The 19,207-nt window shown below is 69.7% G+C and carries 19 protein-coding genes; 10 read left to right on the forward strand and 9 right to left on the reverse strand.

Annotated elements, in window-relative coordinates; genetic code table 11:
• Positions 1 to 11 precede the first annotated feature (11 nt).
• The 3 genes from FB475_RS05945 to FB475_RS05955 all read left to right on the forward strand — a co-directional run bounded on the left by FB475_RS05945 (position 12) and on the right by FB475_RS05955 (position 4,158).
• A complete protein-coding gene (locus tag FB475_RS05945; protein WP_141853272.1) occupies positions 12 to 2,546 on the forward strand; it encodes an ATP-binding protein in 2,535 nt (844 codons plus the stop codon).
• A 116-nt stretch (positions 2,547 to 2,662) separates the two neighbouring features.
• The gene (locus FB475_RS05950; protein WP_141853274.1) at positions 2,663 to 3,382 is read left to right on the forward strand and encodes an alpha/beta fold hydrolase; all 720 of its coding nucleotides are present in this window, start codon (positions 2,663 to 2,665) and stop codon (positions 3,380 to 3,382) included.
• Complete coding sequence (locus tag FB475_RS05955) at positions 3,379 to 4,158, forward strand: alpha/beta fold hydrolase (protein ID WP_141853276.1); 780 nt, start codon at positions 3,379 to 3,381, stop codon at positions 4,156 to 4,158. Before FB475_RS05950 ends, FB475_RS05955 begins: the two co-directional genes overlap by 4 nt.
• 10 nt (positions 4,159 to 4,168) lie before the next feature.
• On the opposite strand, the gene FB475_RS05960 is transcribed toward FB475_RS05955, so the two are convergent.
• The 3 genes from FB475_RS05960 to FB475_RS05970 all read right to left on the reverse strand — a co-directional run bounded on the left by FB475_RS05960 (position 4,169) and on the right by FB475_RS05970 (position 7,072).
• On the reverse strand, positions 4,169 to 5,392 hold the full coding sequence (locus FB475_RS05960; RefSeq protein WP_141853278.1) for a serine hydrolase domain-containing protein: 1,224 nt from the start codon (positions 5,390 to 5,392) through the stop codon (positions 4,169 to 4,171).
• 18 nt (positions 5,393 to 5,410) lie between these two features.
• Positions 5,411 to 6,076 (reverse strand): DUF4097 family beta strand repeat-containing protein, encoded by a 666-nt coding sequence (locus FB475_RS05965; RefSeq protein WP_141853279.1) that lies wholly within the window; start codon positions 6,074 to 6,076, stop codon positions 5,411 to 5,413.
• A gap of 147 nt (positions 6,077 to 6,223) precedes the next feature.
• The gene (locus FB475_RS05970; protein WP_141853281.1) at positions 6,224 to 7,072 is read right to left on the reverse strand and encodes an aminoglycoside phosphotransferase family protein; all 849 of its coding nucleotides are present in this window, start codon (positions 7,070 to 7,072) and stop codon (positions 6,224 to 6,226) included.
• 70 nt (positions 7,073 to 7,142) lie between these two features.
• Between FB475_RS05970 and FB475_RS05975 the strand changes: the two genes are divergently transcribed.
• Positions 7,143 to 7,874: a DsbA family oxidoreductase gene (locus FB475_RS05975; protein WP_141853283.1), complete on the forward strand. Its 732-nt coding sequence runs from the start codon at positions 7,143 to 7,145 to the stop codon at positions 7,872 to 7,874.
• A gap of 100 nt (positions 7,875 to 7,974) precedes the next feature.
• On the opposite strand, the gene FB475_RS05980 is transcribed toward FB475_RS05975, so the two are convergent.
• The gene (locus tag FB475_RS05980; RefSeq protein WP_337678198.1) at positions 7,975 to 9,285 is read right to left on the reverse strand and encodes an RNA-guided endonuclease InsQ/TnpB family protein; all 1,311 of its coding nucleotides are present in this window, start codon (positions 9,283 to 9,285) and stop codon (positions 7,975 to 7,977) included.
• On the opposite strand from FB475_RS05980, the gene FB475_RS05985 reads away from it, so the two are divergent.
• From FB475_RS05985 to rsgA, 3 genes are read left to right on the forward strand one after another with little or no spacing between them, the layout of a single operon-like run.
• Positions 9,267 to 9,845, forward strand: coding sequence for a DoxX family protein (locus FB475_RS05985; RefSeq protein ID WP_141853286.1), 579 nt, complete (start codon positions 9,267 to 9,269; stop codon positions 9,843 to 9,845). The two genes, FB475_RS05980 and FB475_RS05985, sit on opposite strands and share 19 nt — an antisense overlap.
• Before the next feature lie 45 nt (positions 9,846 to 9,890).
• A complete protein-coding gene (gene aroA / locus FB475_RS05990; protein WP_141853288.1) occupies positions 9,891 to 11,159 on the forward strand; it encodes a 3-phosphoshikimate 1-carboxyvinyltransferase in 1,269 nt (422 codons plus the stop codon).
• Entirely contained in the window at positions 11,159 to 12,205 is a 1,047-nt protein-coding gene (gene rsgA, locus FB475_RS05995; RefSeq protein ID WP_141853290.1) for a ribosome small subunit-dependent GTPase A, read from the forward strand. Before aroA ends, rsgA begins: the two co-directional genes overlap by 1 nt.
• A gap of 41 nt (positions 12,206 to 12,246) precedes the next feature.
• Here rsgA and FB475_RS06000 read toward each other — a convergent pair whose 3' ends face one another.
• The gene (locus tag FB475_RS06000; protein WP_141853292.1) at positions 12,247 to 12,726 is read right to left on the reverse strand and encodes a DUF2231 domain-containing protein; all 480 of its coding nucleotides are present in this window, start codon (positions 12,724 to 12,726) and stop codon (positions 12,247 to 12,249) included.
• A gap of 133 nt (positions 12,727 to 12,859) precedes the next feature.
• Here FB475_RS06000 and hisN point away from each other — a divergent pair, with 133 nt between their 5' ends.
• Positions 12,860 to 13,639: a histidinol-phosphatase gene (gene hisN / locus FB475_RS06005; protein ID WP_141853294.1), complete on the forward strand. Its 780-nt coding sequence runs from the start codon at positions 12,860 to 12,862 to the stop codon at positions 13,637 to 13,639.
• Here hisN and FB475_RS06010 read toward each other — a convergent pair.
• Complete coding sequence (locus FB475_RS06010; RefSeq protein ID WP_141853296.1) at positions 13,623 to 14,777, reverse strand: RNA polymerase sigma factor; 1,155 nt, start codon at positions 14,775 to 14,777, stop codon at positions 13,623 to 13,625. The genes hisN and FB475_RS06010 overlap by 17 nt on opposite strands.
• Positions 14,770 to 15,117, reverse strand: coding sequence for a YciI family protein (locus FB475_RS06015; RefSeq protein ID WP_238331987.1), 348 nt, complete (start codon positions 15,115 to 15,117; stop codon positions 14,770 to 14,772). Before FB475_RS06015 ends, FB475_RS06010 begins: the two co-directional genes overlap by 8 nt.
• 115 nt (positions 15,118 to 15,232) lie before the next feature.
• Between FB475_RS06015 and FB475_RS06020 the strand changes: the two genes are divergently transcribed.
• Both FB475_RS06020 and FB475_RS06025 read left to right on the forward strand, forming a co-directional pair.
• A complete protein-coding gene (locus FB475_RS06020) occupies positions 15,233 to 16,519 on the forward strand; it encodes a M16 family metallopeptidase (protein WP_141853298.1) in 1,287 nt (428 codons plus the stop codon).
• A complete protein-coding gene (locus FB475_RS06025) occupies positions 16,516 to 17,862 on the forward strand; it encodes a M16 family metallopeptidase (RefSeq protein WP_141853300.1) in 1,347 nt (448 codons plus the stop codon). Before FB475_RS06020 ends, FB475_RS06025 begins: the two co-directional genes overlap by 4 nt.
• A 4-nt stretch (positions 17,863 to 17,866) precedes the next feature.
• On the opposite strand, the gene FB475_RS06030 is transcribed toward FB475_RS06025, so the two are convergent.
• Both FB475_RS06030 and FB475_RS06035 read right to left on the reverse strand, forming a co-directional pair.
• The gene (locus tag FB475_RS06030) at positions 17,867 to 18,292 is read right to left on the reverse strand and encodes a CBS domain-containing protein (RefSeq protein WP_141853302.1); all 426 of its coding nucleotides are present in this window, start codon (positions 18,290 to 18,292) and stop codon (positions 17,867 to 17,869) included.
• A 268-nt stretch (positions 18,293 to 18,560) separates the two neighbouring features.
• Positions 18,561 to 19,205: a response regulator gene (locus FB475_RS06035; RefSeq protein WP_202878264.1), complete on the reverse strand. Its 645-nt coding sequence runs from the start codon at positions 19,203 to 19,205 to the stop codon at positions 18,561 to 18,563.
• Positions 19,206 to 19,207: the final 2 nt, after the last annotated feature.

A 19,207-nucleotide genomic window follows, 5' to 3' on the forward strand; every position in this document is an offset into this window, starting at 1 on the left:
ACAAATCCACCATGGTGCCGCTGCGGGGACGGTCTGAGGAGCTGGGCAAGCTCCTGGAAGCGTTGCGTGCAGCCGGCACCGGACGGGCGTCGCTGGCGGTCGTCAGCGGTGAGCCGGGTATCGGCAAGTCGGCGCTGCTCGCGGCCGCTGTGGAGCAGGCTGAACGTCAGGGCTTCCTGGTGGCCAGTGCGGTTGCACACCAGACCGACAACATCAGTCCGCTCGCCTCGCTTGCTCCTGCGCTCCGAGCGGGCTCGGAGCCGCTGATCGACACGGAACAGTTCCTGGAGCTGGCCAACCTCAACACGCAGCCCTTGTGGCTGGCGGAGCGGTTGGCGGACCTCATCGGGCGGCGGCTGGCCGGGGTACGGGCCCTGATTGTGCTCGACGACGCGCAGTGGTCGGACCCGCTGACGGCGTTCGTACTGCGGGTCGCGGTCGATCGTCTCCCCACTGCGCAGGTGCTGTGGCTGCTGGCGACCCGGCCTACGTCTGGTGGTGTGACGGACCAGCTGGTCGAGGCCGTCAACGTACCGGTGCACAGCATCCCGCTGGCACCGCTGAGCGCCGACGCGATCCAGGACCTCGCTGCGGATCGTTTGCATCGCGCGGTGGATCCGTCGCTTGCGGTGCAGCTCGCCGGCGTGCAGGGCATCCCGTTCCTGGCCGAGCAGCTCATCGCCGGGCTGTACCTGAGCGACAACGACCTGTCCGCGGGCCTGGTGGAGGGCGTACGCCGTCGTACCAAGGAGTTGTCCGAGACGAGCCGAGAGCTTGTACGAACGGCGGCTGTCTTCGGGAGCGAGTTCCGCCTGGAGGACGTCGCCGTACTGATGGCTGTGCCCGTAGCACGGCTGGCTGCGCCGCTGGAGGAGGCGATACAGGCGGGACTGCTGGCTGACGGAGGTTCATTACTGCGGTTTCGGCACGAGCTACTGCGGTCCGCGGCGTTGGCCGACGTACCGCCGTCTGCTCAGCGGGCGCTGCATGGCGCGATCGCCAACCAGCTGATGTCCGCGGGGCGCGGGGCTGCGGCGGCTGCTCCCCATGTGCTCGCTGTTGCTCAGCCGGGTGACACGGCGGCTGTCGAGACGCTGCGGGAGGCGGCGCGGGACCTACTGGCGACCATGTCGACCACCGCGGCGGAGGTGATCCAGCAGGCGTTCGACCTGACGCGCGAGGGCGATCCGCTCCGGGCGGAGGTCGGCATGGAGGTCGTGAGCGTGCTGCTGGCCGCATACCAGTACGACCGGGCCAGGGCGTTCGCGGAGGACCTGCGGCGCGGCGCGACTGCTGATGTGCGGGCGACCCTTCTCCTGCATCTCGCCCCGTTCCGTCGTCTCGATGCCGACGAGCTGACCGCTCCGGGTGCCGCGGCGCATCTCGCGGAACGTCTTGCCGGCCACCGTGCTCTCGCGGGTGCGGACGCCCCGGCTTCGGCAACCGACCCGATTGCCCACGGACTGTTGCAGGTAGCTGAGGCGGAACGGGCGTGGGGTGAGGGACGGTTCGGCGACGCTCGGGCCCTCTACGCGGCGGCACGGCGGGCGCCGGTGGGGCTTGGGAGTCTGCCCGCGACGTTGGTCGAGGTGGGCGAGCTGTACTGCCGGGCCGAGACCGACGAGCTGCCGGCTGCGCTGGCGCGGGTACGGGAGTTGATGACCGCGGGCGATTCGTGGGCGGCGCCACAGCTGGCTGTGCTGCACGCGCGGCTCGAGTACGCGTCCGGCAACCTGCAGGAAGCCGAGGACGCCGCGCATGCCGGTCTGCGCTGGATGGACCAGTTACACGACCGCACGCTCGCGCCTGCCGCTGACCAGGTCCTCGCACTAGTGGCACTGCTCCGTGGGCACCTCTCCCAGGCCCGGAAGCTGGCTGGCAGCGACCCGACCATCAGTGCACTCCTGGCGATCGCCGACGGCGACACGCACGCAGTCGACCGCCTGGCCACCACGCCGTACGACTTCCCGGAGCGCATCGCCGTACTGCTGCAGGGCAACGCCCTCCGTGAGCTGGAGCAGGTCCAGCCTTCGGCGGCGAGCCGTGGTGCGCTTGCGGTCGTGGCTGCCGGTGATGACGTCGAGAAGCTCGCTGCAGCGCTGGAGCTCCTCCGTTCAGCGGACAGGCCGTTACTGCTGGCACAGGCCGAGGAGCGGTACGGACGGGCCGCTCTGGAGGCAGGAGACCGCGCGAACGGCGTACCGGCGCTGGAGCATGCGCTGGACAGCCTGGCCGCTCTGGGCGCGACGGCTCCGGCCGGGCGGATCCAGGCGATCCTGCAGGCCGCCGGAGTACGGCGACGTCGCTGGGCCGCCGTACCGCCACGGGCCCAGGAGGGGTGGGAGTCGCTCACCCCGATGGAGCGCCGGGTCGCGCTGCTCGTCGCCGACGGGCACACGAACCGGTCGGCCGCAGACGAGCTCGTGGTGTCTGCCAGTACGGTCGGTACGCATCTGCGGGCAGTGTTCGGCAAGCTCGGGGTGAACTCCCGGGTCCAGCTGACCCGCCTGGTGCTCGAGCGGTTCGCCCCTCCCCCGAACGCATGAGTTTTGGGTGCACCTGGACCACGGGCAGCACGACAAGGTTCATGTGTTCGCCCGATCCGCCGGAGCGGCCGTCAGCGGTTTCCTTCTAGCAAGCAACCGAGAAGGGAACAGCAGAAATGACTGAGAAGACCCCCACCGTCGTCCTGGTGCACGGTGCGTTCGCGGAGAACTCCAGCTGGTCCGGTGTGATCGCCGAGCTGACCAGCCGCGGCATCCCGGCCATCGCGGTCGCCAACGAGCTGCGCGGCCCGGCCCTCGACGGCAGCCGGGTGGCCGCCCAGGTCCGGGAGATCGACGGCCCGGTCGTCCTGGTCGGGCACTCCTACGGCGGTGCCGTGATCACCGCGGCCGCCAACCAGGCCGACAACGTGTCCGCGCTGGTCTACGTCGCGGCCTTCGTCCCGGAGGAGGGCGAGAGCCTGCAGGACCTGCTCGGCAGCTTCCCCGCCAACGACTTCGCGGCCGGTCTGGTACCGCACCAGCTGCCGACCGGCGACGGCGCCGAGGAGACCTGGCTGAGCATCGACCGGTCCAAGTTCCACGCGCTGTTCGCGGCCGACGTCGAGGACGCCGAGCTGCTCGGCCGGACCCAGCGGCCGATCGCCGCCGCGGCCTTCGCCGAGAAGTCCGGTACGGCGAGCTGGAAGCGCCTCCCGGTCTACGCCCTGGTCGCCACCCACGACGAGGCGATCCACCCGGACGGGGAGCGGACGATGGCCGCCCGCGCGAACGCCACCACGATCGAGGTCGACGGCTCGCACGCGGTCGCCGTCTCGCAGCCGAAGGCCGTCGCCGACTTCATCGCGACCGCGGTCGAGGCAGGTGCCGACCGATGAGACTCCGGCACCTGATCACCACCCTCGCCGCGGCTGCCCTCATGGTCACCGGCATCACGACTGCGAGCGCTCAGACCGAGCACCGGCCGAAGCCGACCATTGTCCTCCTACACGGCGCGTTCGCCGATGCGGCCAGCTGGTCCGGCGTGACCGAGCGGCTCCAGCGGGACGGCTACACCGTGGTCGCCCCCGCCGTACCGCTGCGTGGCGTCGCGACGGACACGGCGTACCTGAAGGGTGTCCTGGACGGGATCCAGGGTCCCAAGGTGCTCGTCGGGCACTCGTACGGCGGCGCGCTGGTCAGCGAGCTCGCCGGGACGAGTGGCGTGAAGTCGCTCGTCTACGTCGCCGCCTTCATCCCGCAGGCCGGGGAAACGATCGGTGCGCTGAACTCGAAGTTCCCGGGCAGCGAGCTCGGCCCGGACACGACGAACGCGATCAGCTACCCGGGCGGCGTCGACCTGGTGGTGAAACCGGAGGCCTTCCACCGGGTCTTCGCGGCCGACCTGCCGGCCCGGCAGGCCGCCGTACTGGGCGCCTCGCAGCGGCCGGTCGCGGCAGCTGTCTTCGACGAGACGATCCTGGCGACGGCTCCTGCTGCGCTTCCGAAGTACGCACTGGTGCCGACCGGCGACCACGCGATCGCACCGGCCGCCGAGCTCTTCATGGCCCAGCGCGCGCACGCCACCACGGTGGAGGTACCAGGCGCGTCGCACCTGGTGGCCCTGTCACACCCCAGCACGGTCACCCGTCTGATCGAACAGGCCGCTCGCTGACCCAAGGCGTTCAGTCGAGCGACTGGTAGATCGTCGTCCAGAAGTCCTGCATGATCTGCATCGGTGTCGCGGTCGTGGCGCCGAGCTGCGTCAGCAGGATGCCCACCACCTGGTTGGCAGGGTCCGCGTACGTCGACGTACCGGATCCGCCGTCCCACCCGAACTGGCCGACCGGCGCGTAGTCGCCCCGGTAAGTCCGGACCGTCATCCCGAAGCCCCAGCCACCCTGCTGGCCCTGGCCGAACGAGATGTGGACGTTGTCCCGGGCCATCGCCTCCCGCCAGGTCAACTGCTCCGGGGTGAGCCGGTTGGTGGTCATCAGCTCCACAGCCGGCCGGGACAGGATCCGCTCACCCTGGTGTCTACCGAGGTTCAGCAGCATCCGGAAGTACGAGTAGTAGTCGTCGGCGGTCGAGTTGAGCCCACCGCCGCCACCCTGGAACGCCGGCGGAGTGCTGTGCCGGCCGCCCTCGGCCTCGTCCCACACCTGGAAGTCACCGGTCACAGGGTCCGTCACGTACAGCGGTGGCAACCGGTGCAGATCCTCGGACGGTACGTAGAACCCGGTGTCCTTCATGCCGAGCGGGCCGAACACCCGCTCCTGCAGGAAGTCGCCGAACGACTGCCCGGAGACCCTGGACACCAGTACGCCGAGCAGGTCGCTGCTGATCTGGTACTGCCAGCGCTCACCGGGCTGATGCATCAGCGGCAGGGTCCCGAGGCGCCGCATCCACTCGTCCTGCTCGGGCATCGGCTCGGGCAGGTTCGGCGTCAGGCCCTGGGCGAAGACCTCGTTCATGATCGGCGTACCGAGCGAGGTCATGTCCATGCCGAGCCCGAAGGTCGAGGTCAGCACGTCCCGCACGGTGATCGGCCGCTTGGCCGGCACCGTGTCGTCCAGCTCCGAGTCGATGGTCCGGAGAACCTTGCGGCCGGCGACCTCCGGCAGCCAGGTGTCGACCACGTCGTCGAGCCGCATCCGGCAGTCGTCGAGCAGCACCATCGCGGCCGCGACCGTGACCGGCTTCGACGTCGACGCCATCCGGAAGATCGTGTCGCGTTGCATCGGCGGCCCGCCGTCGTGGCGCAGGGTCCCGAGCGCCTCGACGTACGGCTCGGCGTCGCCACGGCCGACCAGCGCGACGACCCCGGGGATCTTCCCGGAGTCGACGTACCGGGCCAGGACCTCGTGCAGCCGCTTCTCACCGGCTGCGGAGATTCCGTTCGTTGACATAGTTGTGTACTCCCCCGATCAGAGGCTGTGGGCGACGATGTCGCCGACGGTGGTGGTCGCCCGGATGGTGAGCTGGGCGGCCTCGGAGTTCTTCAGCGAGTTGCTGATCCGGCCGGTGGTGGTGCCGGCGTCCAGCGTGGCCGACACACCGGTGGCGGCGCCGACCTCGATCTCGCCGACGTCGGTCGTCAGGACCAGCGCGCCCTGGACGGCCTCGGCGATCCGGATGTCGCCCTTGCTGGTCCGGATCTCGGCCGGGCCGTTCAGCCGGCCGACCTCGACGTCACCGGCGACCGTGCTGATCCGGGCGCTCGCCACGTCCGTCAGGTTGATCGAACCGTGCGAGCTCTCGACGACGACGGCGCCGAGCGGGCCCGAGGACCGCAGTTCCGCGCTCGCGGCCTTGACCTCGACCCGCGAACCGGCCGGCAGCTCCACCTTGACCGCGACGGACCCGGTCGGGCCGAAGTACTGGTTCTTGGCGGTGACCGTGATCCGCAGTACGCCGTCCGCGTACTCGATCTGGGTTTCCTCCGCGACCTTGACGTCCCGCCCCTTCGACGGGTCCGCCGGCAACACCTCGACCACGGTGTCGGCCCGGTCCGCGGCGATCAGCTCGACTCGTCCGGCGGGAATGTTTAGTACTGCGGAGACGGCCTGCGGGGTGTTGAACTTCTTCGACATTGTGGTGCCTTTCGAATGGTTTGCTTCGTTGTTGTTGCCACCACTCTGAAAGGCCGGGCTGACACCGGGCAGCCGTGGCACTGACACGGCCGCGGACGTGGTGACGGGAGGCATGTCAGCAGCCGAGCCGGGGGCTCCGCGAGACCTTCAGAGCAGGCGTTTCAGCGCGGCGTGACCGGCGGGCAGCCAGGTCGGTTTACCGCCGGGGAGGTTCTTGACACCGGCTGTGCCGATGGCGATCAGGGAGAGGGCGCGGGCGGCGGCCCAGGCGCGGGAGCGGCGGTAGGTGGCGTCGTCGACCGGGTAGGAATCGAAGAACCGGTCCACCGTGCCGTCGGGGAGCAGGAGCCAGGCAGCCGACAGGTCGGTGGCCGGGTCGCCGTGGGACAGGTCGCCGAAGTCGATCACGCCGGCGAGGGTGCCGTCGGCAACGACCACGTTCGCCGGGTGCAGGTCGCTGTGCAGCCACACCGGCGCACCCGCGTACTCCGGCGCCGCGAGCCCCTCCGCCCAGATCTCCCGTACGGCGTCCTCGACCGCGAACTCGTCCGCCCACTTCTCGAAGCCCTCGGTGTGGCCGCGCAGCGGGTCGCCCCGGCCGAAGCTCTTCGGCGCGTCGGCAGGCGCCTCGGTGTGCAGGGCGCGCAGGAAGGCGGCCAGAGTGTCGGCGGCCTGCGCCGCGCTGATCGGCGTACGGTCGGCGGGCTCGCCGGCGACCCAGGTGGTGACCAGCCAGGTGTTGGGGAAGCGGTCCGACGGCTTGCCGAGCCGGACCGGTGTCGGGACGGGCAGTGCGACCCGGGCCGCGATCTCCGGGAGCCAGCGGTGCTCGATGAGGAGCCGGTTCGGGGGGTCGTGGCGGGGCACTCTGACGGCCAGGTCGGCACCCAGGCGCCACATCTGATTGCCCCAGCCGCCGTCCACCTCCTTGAGCTCCAGCTCGGCCAGATCGGGGTGCTGCTCTTTCAACAGGGTCCGCAGAAGTTCCTGATCCATGGTGCGTCAGACGCGTCACACCGGGTGCTGGTTGGGAATAGGTCCACGGAGTCACCAGTTGCTCACAGTTATGCGCATTGATGTGTGGTCCGACGTCGTCTGCCCGTGGTGCTACATCGGTAAGCGCCGCCTCGAAGAGGCCCTTGCCGGCAGCAGTACCCAGGCTGAGGTGGTCTGGCACAGCTTCCAGCTCGACCCGTCCTCGACGAACGACGACCCGCGGGATCTGGCGACCCGGCTGGGCGAGAAGTACGGCCGCGGCCGCGAGTGGGGCCTGCAGGCGAACGCCCACGTCACCGAGGTCGCGGCTGAGGTCGGCCTTGAGTACCACCTTGACCAGGCCAAGGCCGCGAACACCGTCGACGCACACCGCGTCCTCCACTTGGCCCGTGAACTCGCTGAGGCCGGTGAGGTTCCGGCCGATACCCAGGGCCGCTTCAAGGAGCGCCTGCTCAAGGCCTACTTCACCGACGGCCTCCCGGTCGGTGACCACGCCACGCTGACGGAGCTCGCCACCGAGGTCGGCCTGCCCACCGAGCGGGTCCGTGAGGTGCTGGCGGGTTCGGCGTACACCGACGAGGTCGCGACGGACCAGGCGCAGGCCCTCGCGTACGGCGCCAACGGCGTACCGTTCTTCGTCATCGACGAGAAGTACGGCGTCAGCGGTGCGCAGCCGGTGGAGGTCTTCCAGGAGGCCCTGCGCCGGGCGAACGCGGACCGTCAGCCGGTCACGCTCATCACCGCACCGGGCGCCACGACCGACGGTGACGTCGAGTGCGGCCCGGACGGATGCCCCATCTGATCACAGGGTTCAGCGGTGGGTACCGGACCTCGTACGAAACGTGGTGTATGAAGGAGGCTTGACGTCCTCCCGGTACGCAGAGTGCCGGGACTCAACTGCGCTACACGGAGGCAGCGAGTTGCGGTTCACGCTTCGCAGACCGGCTGAGGCCGAGGTCTCTGCGTGCTGTCACGGCCCGTCCGGCCGCGATGGTGCGAGCTGCGATGTTGCAGGCTGCGTTTGTGTCTGCATGTGCGCTGTGACCACAGGACCTGCACCGGTAGGCGGCTTGGCTCTCGCGCGCCTCTCGATCCACAGTCCCGCACCGCGAACACGTCTGACTGGTATGAGCCGGATGAACCTTTGCGACTCGTCCGGGAGCTTTGTCTTCCAGGCGAGCCACGAGAAGGCCCCAGGCATTCGCGAGAATGGCGCGGTTCAGACCTGCCTTTTGCTGCACGTTCCGGCCGGGGTCGTCGAGTGTGCCTCTCGCGGATCGGGTCATGTTTGTTACCCGGAGATCCTCGACACCGATCACGTCGAACCGTCGCGCTACGTCGGTGGATGTCTGCTCGACCCAGTTCTTCCGCCGGTCCACTTCCCGAGACTTCAGCTTCGCGATCGCAGCCCGCAGCCGACCGCGCCGATTGGATCCACGCTTGGCACGGGCCAACCGGCGTTGCAGCCGCAACATCCGAGCACGCTCAGTGCGTCGAAGCCGCGGCACAGTGAGAAGCTCCCCCGTCGAGAGCGCCACCGATACCACGACGCCCCGATCCATCCCCACAACTTCGCCGTTTCCTGGGGCGGGGACGGGCTCCGGAACGACGGCGAAGGCAAGGTGCCACCGTCCCGTCCCATCGCGAGTTACACGGTACGACTTTGCGTCCGGAAGCGTCCTGGACAGCCGGAACTTGACCCAGCCCGCCTTCGGGATGAGCACCCTGCCCCACTTCCTGGACAGTCGCTCGATTCGTCGCGACTGGGCTCCTGTGACCCGGAACCCCTCGTGCCGTCCCGCACGACGCCACGTAGGTCGTCGGTGGGAGCCGTTGTAGAAGTTGGTGACAGCCTGCCGGAAATCGCGGAGGGCCTGCTGCTGCACGATCTGCGACCCTGCCCGCAGCCATGGCGTCACCGCACGGGCCTCGGTCAACTGAACGGATTGCACACCGTACGAAGGTGTCGCGACGCGGCGGCCCGGCCGCCACATCGACCACTGCTCCAGCGCGAGGTTCCACACGAACCGCGCGTGCCGACAATGCTCGGCCAGAGCAGCCTCCTGCTCTTGGCTCGGCACGAGACGGTATCTGGACACGAAAGGAAACCTGCCATGCCTCACCGACAGTTTTCGGATTCGCTCAGCGAAGTCCGATACTCCCACACCCGATCCGGCCTTCTCCGGAGGATGCCATGACTGTCGTGCGCGCACTGGCCAGGCCGTTGCTGTCCGTCATTTTCGTCGTGCAGGGTGTCAACGCGATCCGGAACCCCGAGCCGCTGGTGCCCAAGGCGCAGCCGGTGACCGACCGGCTCGTCCCGGCGATGAAGAAGGTCGCGCCGCCGCAGGTGAGCGAGCGGATCCCCGAGACGACCGCCAACCTCGTCCGGCTGAACGGTGCCGTCCATCTCGTCGGCGGGCTCGCGCTCGCGACCGGGAAGGGCCGCCGGCTCGGTGCGTCCCTGCTGGCCGCGTCGCTGGTGCCGACCACTCTCGCGGGTCACTCCTTCTGGCAGGAGAAGGACAAGGACGTCCGCAACCTGCAGCGCATCCAGTTCATGAAGAACCTGGGGCTCATGGGCGGCCTGCTGCTCGCCGCGGTCGACACCGAAGGCAAGCCGGGCGTCGCCTGGCGGGCCACTCACGGCGCCAAGGCGGCCAAGCGCGAGACCAAGCGCGGCGCCAAGGCTGCCAAGCGGGAGGCGAAGCAGCTCGCCCGCGAGGCGAAGCAGGCCGCGAAGCTCGCGAAGGCTGAGCTGCACCTCGGCTGAATGCCCTAGGCTCAGGGCTGTAACCACCTGAGTCGAGGGAGTCGAATGAGCGAGCAAGGATGGCCGGCGCCGCGGGCTGAAGGAGCGGTTTCAGGGCGCGTCACAGTGCCCGGATCGAAGTCGATCAGCAATCGTGCGCTCATCCTCGCCGCGCTCGCCGACGGCCCGTCGCACCTGACCGGCCTGCTCAAGGCGCGCGACACCTCGCTGATGCGATCCGCATTGGTTTCGCTCGGCGTCGGCATCAGCGAGAACGGTACGACGGTCACCGTCACCCCGGGCTCGCTCAAAGGACCGGCCGACGTCGACTGCGGTCTGGCCGGCACCGTGATGCGGTTCGTCCCGCCGGTCGCCGCGCTGGCCGACGGCGTGGTCGCCTTCGACGGCGACGAGTACGCGCGGGAGCGGCCGATGGGCGTCATCCTCGGCGCGTTGCGCGCTCTCGGCGTACAAATCGACGACGGCGGCACCGGGCGGATGCCGTACACCGTGTCCGGCACCGGGTCGGTGCGCGGCGGCAAGGTGACGCTGGACGCGTCCGGGTCGAGTCAGTTCGTGTCCGCGCTGCTGCTGGCCGGCGCACGGTACGACGAAGGCGTCGACATCCGCCACGACGGGAAGCCGGTGCCGTCGCAGCCGCACCTGGACATGTCGGTCGCGATGCTACGCGAGCGCGGCGTCCAGGTCGACGACGCCGAGCCGAACCGCTGGGTCGTTGCCCCCGGCCCCATTCAAGCGCGGGACACCGCGATCGAGCCGGACCTGTCGAACGCCGCGCCGTTCCTGGCCGCGGCCGTCGTCACCGGCGGCTCCGTCACCGTGACCGGCTGGCCCGCGGAGACCACGCAGCCGGGTGGCCAACTGCCGGACATCTTCACCCGGTTCGGCGCATCCGTGACGCTGACGGACAGCGACCTGACGGTGCGCGGTAGCGGTCGGGTCGCGGCGGTCGACCTCGATCTGAGCGAGGTGGGCGAGCTGTCGCCGGTGATCGCCGCGGTCGCGGCCTTCGCCGATGGGCCGTCGTACCTGCGGGGAATCGCGCACCTGCGCAACCACGAGACGGACCGGCTGGCCGCACTCGAGACCGAGTTCAACGCGCTCGGCGGCGACGTGACACAGCTCGAGGACGGGCTGGCGATCCGCCCGAAACCCTTGCACGGTGGGCTTTTCCGCACCTACGCCGACCACCGGATGGCACACGCCGCCGCCGTCGTCGGCCTGCTCGTCGACGACCTGCAGATCGAAAACATCGCCACCACCGCGAAAACCTTGCCCGAGTTCCCCGAGATGTGGTCAGGGCTCGTGTCCTGATGTCGCGGTACGACGAGGAGGCGCGGTACGACCGGCCGAAGCGGCGTACGCGGCCGCGGACCAAGGACCGCCCCTCGTACGACGACGCTGCCGAGGCTGTGGTGATCACCCGGGACCGCGGGCGCTATACCTGCTGGGCCGAGGACGCGGACGGGATCGGCCGCGAGGTGACGGCGATGAAGGCCCGGCAACTCGGCCGGACCGGGGTGATCGTGGGCGACCGGGTCAAACTCGACGGCGACGCGACCGGCGACGAAGGCACCCTGGCCAGGATCGTCGAGGTACTCCCCCGGGCGACGCTGCTGCGGCGCTCCGCCGATGACGAGGACCCGGTCGAACGCCCGCTGGTGGCGAACGCGGACCAGCTGGTGATCGTCGTCGCGGTCGCGAACCCCGAGCCCCGGACCGGCCTGATCGACCGGTTCCTGGTCGCCGCGTACGACGCCGGCATGCGGCCGCTGCTCTGCCTGACCAAGACCGACCTCGCCGACCCGGATCCGCTGCTCTCGATCTACCGCCCGCTCGGTGTCGAGTCGGTCGCCACCCACCAGGGCGGTGACCTGACCGAGCTCCGCGAGCAGCTGCGCGACCGGACGAGCGTCCTGGTCGGACATTCCGGCGTCGGCAAGTCCACGCTGGTGAACGGCATCATCCCCGGCGCCGGCCGGGCGATCGGCGTCGTCAACGAGGTGACCGGCCGCGGCCGGCATACGTCGACGAACACCGTCGTACTGCGGCTGCCGGAGGGCGGCTGGCTGATCGACACGCCCGGCATCCGCTCGTTCGGGCTTGCACACGTGGACCCGGACAAGCTCATCCACGCGTTCCCGGACCTGGCCGAACTCGCCGAGGACTGCCCCCGCGGCTGCACACACGCGGCCGACGCCCCCGACTGCGCCCTCGACGAAGCCGTCGCCGAAGGACAGGCCGATCCCGCCCGGGTCGCATCGTTCCGCCGCTTGCTCGCCTCCCGCGAAGGCAGGACCGAACCTGCAACACTCAGCAACCCCTCCGGCGGAGCCACCGAGCCGCCTCGGCAGGCGTAAGCACTGCCGGTTCGGCGCTGTTGGTGAGTGGTGGAGGTCCGCTACTTCTTCGGCAGGGTGCCGCCCCAGACGGCTCGCGCGCCCGCGTCGCCGGTGCGGACGGTCTGGTAGATCATCACGACCGCCATCACCACGACCGCCGCGGTCACCAGCAGCTCGAGCGGGCGGCTGGTGACCGCCACCGCACTCCGTGCCGTTGTCGGCAGCAACAGGAAGGCAGCCACGACCAGGACCGCGAACGCCAGCGCGAACCAGAGCAGCAGGTTGCCGCGCGCCCGGTGCACCTGGACCAACTGCTGCAACTGCGGCAGCGCCGCCACGAACGCGTCGCCGCTCTTCTTCGCCACGAACGCGCACACCAGCGCGCCGACGCCGAGCACCAGCGCCGGCCAGCGCAGGAACGTACGCCACTTCGGCACCGCGGCGAAGGCGATCGCGGTCAGCGCACTCACCGGCAGCACCACCACGGCGAGATGGATCACCAGCACATGCAGCGGCAGGTCACCGAAGCGCTCGAACATTTGACGCCTCCCGGCAGTCTTGAGGTCGTGTCAGACACCCATGGCACGGTCCACGACCCGATTCGGTTCAATCCGGCACAACATGTCACGGGCACCCGGCGCGCTCGGGGACAGTTCAGGCTAGCCTTCCGGCATGCCTTCGCACACGGATGACCTGCGGCTCGCCCACATCCTGGCCGACGACGCGGACTCGACCACGATGGACCGCTACAAGGCGCTCGACCTGCACGTGGCCACCAAGCCCGACCTCACTCCGGTGAGCGAGTCGGACAAGAAGGTCGAGGATGTGATGCGCAAGACGCTCGCCCGGGCGCGCCCGCGGGACGCGTTCGTCGGCGAGGAGGACGGTACGTCGGGCTGGGGCGTGCGCCGCTGGGTGGTGGACCCGATCGACGGCACCAAGAACTACATCCGCGGCGTACCGGTCTGGGCGACGCTGATCAGTCTGATGATCGAGGACCAGGTCGTCGTCGGTGTGGTGTCCGCACCCGCGCTCGGGAAGCGCTGGTGGGCGTCGTACGGCGACGGCGCCTGGACCGGCCGCGCGCTGCACTCGTCGCAACCGTGCCGGGTCAGCGACGTGAGCCGGATCGAGGACGCGTCGCTGTCGTACGCGTCGCTCAAGGGCTGGGAGAAGATCGGCAAGAAGAACCAGTGGGCCGAGCTGATGGACTCGGTCTGGCGGACCCGCGCGTACGGCGACTTCTGGTCGTACATGCTGGTCGCCGAGGGCGCTGTCGACATCGCGGCCGAGCCCGAGCTGAATCTGTACGACATGGCCGCGCTGGCGATCATCGTCGACGAGGCCGGCGGCAAGTTCACCTCCGTCGACGGAGTCCCCGGCCCCAACGGCCCGAACGCCGTCGCCACCAACGGGCGGCTGCACGACGAAGTACTCAAACGTCTCGAGTAAGCCGCCGCTGCAGAAACGCGGCCTGCGCCGGATCACTGGTGAACGCAAGCGCCTCTTCGTACGCCGCCCGCGCCTCGGCCGACCGCCCCAGCCGCCTGAGCAGCTCGGCGCGGGTGGAGTACAGGTACGGGTACGTCGCCAACGCCGGGTCGTCGGGCAACTGGTCGAGCGCCGCGGCCGGACCGTCGACGTAGCTGACTGCCACCACCCGATTCAACCGAACCACCGGCGAAGGCCACCTCGCGACCAACAAGTCGTACAGTCCAAGGATCTCCGGCCAGTCGGTGTCCGCCCAGCATTCGGCCTCCGCATGCACCGCCGCGATCGCCGCCATCAACCCGAACCGCCCAGCCGGCCCCACGGCTTCCGGCACCAAGGCCAACCCCTCGGCGATCAACTCCCGGTCCCACAGTCGCCGATCCTGGTCCTCCATCAACACCAGTTCCTCGCCGATCTGAGCCGCCCGCCGAGCCTCGGTCAGCAGCAACAACCCCAGCAACCCAGCCGCCTCAGCACTCCCGGGGAGCAACAGCCGAACCATCCGGGCCAGATCGATCGCTCGCTCGCTACCGGCCGTGTAGACGAGGTGGACCACGTCGAGGACTGCTTCTATGCGGTCGGGGAGTTCTGACAGGTGCGGGATGCGGTAGGGGATGCCGGTGCGGGAGATCTTTTGTTTGGCTCGGGTGATCCGGGCCTGCATGGTGGCTTCCTTCACCAGGAACGCCTTCGCGATCTCGGCGGAGGTCAGGCCGCAGACCAGCCGCAGCGTCAGGGCGATCTGGGCTTCCTGCGACAGCGCCGGGTGGCAGCAGGTAAAGATCAGGCGGAGGCGGTCGTCGGGGAACGTCTGGTCCGCGACGTCCTCCTCCGGGATCAGCAACGGCAGCTTCCGCCGGGCGACATCGGCTCGCCGGCGGTGCTCCAGCGCGCGCCGGGTGGCGACCGTCGTCAACCAGGCACCGGGCCGCCGCGGAACACCTTGCGTACGCCAGTGCACCAGCGCCTTCGCGTACGCGTCCTGCACGCAGTCCTCAGCCAGGTCGAGATCCGCCGCCACCCGAGCAGTCGCGGCCAGTACGGCGGCCCACTCCGTCACATGGGCCGCCGCCACCGCCTCGACGACAAGATCAGTCACTGTTGACCAGTGGGCGGACCTCGACGCCGCCCATCGGGGACGGGACCTGTTTCGCGATCGCGAGGGCCTCGTCCAGGTCGGCGGCCTCGATGATGTAGTACCCGCCCATCACCTCCCGTGTCTCCGCGAACACCCCGTCGGTGACGACGTACCCGCCGTTGCCGTCGGAGCGGATCGACGTCGCGGTGGTGCTGTCGTCGAGCTGCCCGCCGCCGCGGATCGCCGCACCGTTGGCCGCCGCGAACGCCTGGTGGTTCTTGTGGTTCTGCTCCATCACCGTCCCGTCGTCGGCGGCCCACTTCGCCTCGTCGTCGTAGATCATCACCAGGTACTTGCCCACTCCGGGTCACCTCTCTCGTCGTCGCCGTTTCCAGCATTCACCATCCCGATGCGCGAACCCGGACAGAATCGACAACCCGGCCGAGGAAGTTTCCCGACCACGTATGGTGGCCGGTATGCCCTTGGACTACCCCATCGCGGAGCAGACGCTGGACAACGGCCTGCGGGTCGTCGTCAGCTCGGACCGCGCCGTCCCGATCGTCGCGGTCAACCTCTGGTACGACGTGGGCTCGCGCCACGAGCCGCCGGGCCTGACCGGGTTCGCGCACCTCTTCGAGCACCTGATGTTCCAAGGGTCGCGCAACGTCGCCTCCGGCCAGCACTTCAGCCTGCTGGAGACGGCCGGCGCCAGCCTGAACGCGAGCACGTTCTTCGACCGCACCAACTACTTCGAGTCGCTGCCCAGCGGCGGTCTCGACCTCGCGCTCTGGCTCGAGGCGGACCGGATGGGCTACCTGCTCGACGCGGTCAACCAGGAAAACCTCGACAACCAGCGCGACGTGGTGAAGGAGGAGAAGCGGCAGAGCTACGACAACCGCCCGTACGGCGATTCGTACGAGCGGCTCGTCAAGCTCGCCTTCCCCGAGGGCCATCCGTACGCGCACATGACGATCGGCTCGATGGCCGACCTGGACGCCGCCTCGGTCGAGGACGTGCACGCGTTCTTCCGCAAGTACTACGGGCCGAACAACGCGGTCCTGACGATCGTCGGCGACGTCTCCGAGGCGGACGCCTTCGACGCCGCCAAGCGGTACTTCGGCCACCTGCAGGCGATCCCCACCCCGCCGCCGGCGCCGGACGGCACGATCGGCCCGATCACCGACGTACTGCGCGACGACGTGACGTCCGACGTACCGTCCGACCTGATCACGATGATGTTCCGGCTGCCGGTCGACGGTACGCCGGAACTCGACGCCGCCGGGCTGGCGCTCGACATCCTCGCCGCCGGCCAGAGCGGCCGGCTGAACCGGCGGCTGGTCCGCGACGAGCAGATCGCGCAGTCGGTGTCCGGTGGCGCCCTGCCGCTGATCGGCGGGGTCTCGTTCGGGACGCTGACCGGGATCGCGTCCGACGGCGTCGACCTGCAGAAGGTCGAGGACGCGCTGCTCGAGGAGATCGAGAAGCTCGCGATCGACGGTGCCACCGACGACGAGCTGGCGACCGTGCAGGCGCAGGCGGAGCGCGACTGGCTGGAGCAGCTGGCGACATGCGCGGGGCGGGCGGACGAGATCTCGCATTACGCCCTGCTGTTCGGCGACCCGAACCGGATCAACACCCGGATCGACCAGATCCAAGCCGTCACCGTCGACCAGATCCAGGCCGCCGCCGCGAAGTGGATCCGCGCGTCGGGCCGGGTCCAGGTCACGTACCGCCGTACCGAGACTTCTGGAGCGCAGGAATGAACCAGGTGCTGACCACCCCGCCGGCCGTCGGCGCGCCGCGTCCGTGGAGGTTCCCGGAGGCGACGACCACTCGGACCAGCGTCGGTACGCCGGTGCACGTCTTCGACCGTCCCGGGCAGTACGTCGCCACCGTCCGGGTGACGATCGCGATGCCGCTGATCGCCGAACCGCGCGACCTCGAGGGGGTCGCGACGATCATGTCGCGGACGCTCGACGAGGGTACCGAGCTGCACTCGGCGAACGAGTTCGCGGCCGCCCTGGAACGGCACGGAGCGGCGTACGGCGTGGACGTCAGCTCGGACGCGCTGCACGTCGAGATCTCGGTACCGGTGTCGCATCTCGCGCCCGCGGTCGAGCTGCTGGCGGAGGCGATCACCAAGCCGGCGTTCAACCAGACCGACGTCGGGCGGCACGTGACGATCCGGCTCGGCGAGATCAACCAGGAGCGGGCGAACGCCGGCTACCGGGCCCGCGAGGCGTTCGCGGCCCACCTGTTCGCACCCTCGACGCGGCGCTCCCGGCCGACCGCGGGGACGCCGGACACGATCCGCCCGCTGACGAACGTCGAGGTCGCGGACTTCTACCGGAACAACATCGGCCCGGAGCGGGCGGAGATCCTCTTCGCCGGCGACGCGACCGGCGTCGACGTCGCCGCGATCATCGACGCGGCCTTCGGCAACTGGACCTCCACGGCCGGTACGGCGCTGGAGACACCGGAGCCGATCTACATCCCGGGCAACCGCGTCGTACTGGTCGACCGGCCGGGGTCGGTGCAGAGCCAACTGCTGATCGGCTGCGCCGGACCGGATCGGCGGGACCCGGCGTGGGGTGCGGCCGCCGTCGCGAACCACGTCGTGGGCGGGACCATCACCTCCCGCGTGGACACGGTCCTGCGCGAGGAGAAGGGCTACACGTACGGCACGCGGACGAGCTTCGCGGCGCCGCGCAAGGGCGGGACGTTCAGCCTCGGCGGCGCCGTACGGACCGAGGTCACCGGTGCCGCGATCGGCGACGCGCTGCGGATCCTGCGCGAGGCCCGTGACGGCCTGACCGAGCAGGAGGTTCAGGAGGCGAAGGACAGCCTGATCCGGACCGCGCCGCTGCGCTACGAGCAGGCCGACTCGGTCGCCCAGCAGGTCGGCAGCAACATCGCGAACGGCGTACCGATCGACTTCGCGAACACGTACCTGACCAGCATCGCGGCCACCACCGCCGCCGAGGCGACCGAGGCCTACCGGCGGTACGTCGGGGCCGACGGGCTGCTCGTGGTCGTGGTCGGAGAAGCCAAGGACGTCCGTCCGCAGCTCGAAGGTCTCGAGCTGGGCGAACTCCTCGAGTCTTAGCCGGTCAGCTGCTGATGTAGTTGGACAACTGTTCGCGCTCGAACTCGAGCTCGCCGATCCGGGACTTGACCACGTCCCCGATGCTGACCAGGCCGGCCAGGCGGCCGTCCACGACGACCGGGACGTGCCGGATCCGGCGGTCGGTCATCATCCGCATCAGGTTGTCGATCAGGTCGTCCGGTGTGCAGGTGTGCACCTCGGCGGTCATGATCGCGCTCACCCGCACGTCGCCCGCCTCCGGCGTACCGTTCCAGAGCCGCACGATGTCGCGCTCGGAGACGATCCCGGACACCGTGGACCCGTCCGAGCTGACCACCACCGCACCGATGTTGTGTTCGGCCAGCAGGACGAGCAGTTCGGTGACAGTGGCTTCTGGGGAGATGGTGACGACCTGGTTGCCCTTGCCGCGCAGTACGTCGTTGATCTTCACGGAGCCTCCTGCAGATCGAAGGACCAATACCCCAAGGTAACGGCAATCTCCCGGTCACCCCCGGTGACAACGACGGACAACCGCTTCCGCCCGGGCCGTTTAGATGTTTGAACGCTCAAAGGGCTGGCCTCACGGCCGCTCGCTACTTAGGGTGACTGCAGGCCGTGGGCGAGGGGGGATCGTGCACGACAGTGGTGGAAGGTGCTGCAAGGCGGTTGGACCGGTCGTTCGGGAGGTGGGGAGAGGGGGGACCTCCCGCACGACCGGTTCAGCTCTCGTCGCGGAGCAGTTCGATCGCCGCCTGCCGGTCCTTGACCCGGAGCTTGCGCAGCACCGTCGAGATGTGCACGCGGACCGTCGTCGGCGACAGGAACAACCGCTTGGCGACCTCGTCGGTGGTCAGACCTTCGCCGAGCAGGCCCATCACCTCCCATTCGCGGGAGGTGAGCAGCGCCGCCTTCGACCGCCGGGCCGAGCGCCGTCGGCCCGGCTCGCGGAACTCGTCCAGGATCCGGGCGACCAGCGTCCGCGGGATCGCAGCCTCGCCCGACAGCACACCGCGCAGCGCCTCGGGCAGCCGGCCGGGATCGGTGTCCTTCAGCAGGTAGCCGGACGCGCCGGCGCGGAGCGACTCGAACAGGTCGTTGTCGTCGCGGGACACGGTCAGCATCACGATCGCGATCTCCGGCAGCACCTGGGAGATCTCGGCCGCGGCCCGAATCCCGCCGCCAGGCATGTGGATGTCGAGCAGGACGGCGTCCGGCCGGTGTTCCTCGGCGAACCGGACGGCCTGCGGCCCGGTCGCTGCCTCGGCGCAGACCTCGAACCCACCCGCCTCCAGGGCCCGCCGGATATGCGCCCTGAGCTGCGGGTGGTCGTCGGCGATCACCACCCGGCGAGCCTCCGCCGTCACCA

The sequence above is a fragment of the Kribbella jejuensis genome (genome assembly GCF_006715085.1).
GTDB lineage: Bacteria > Actinomycetota > Actinomycetes > Propionibacteriales > Kribbellaceae > Kribbella > Kribbella jejuensis.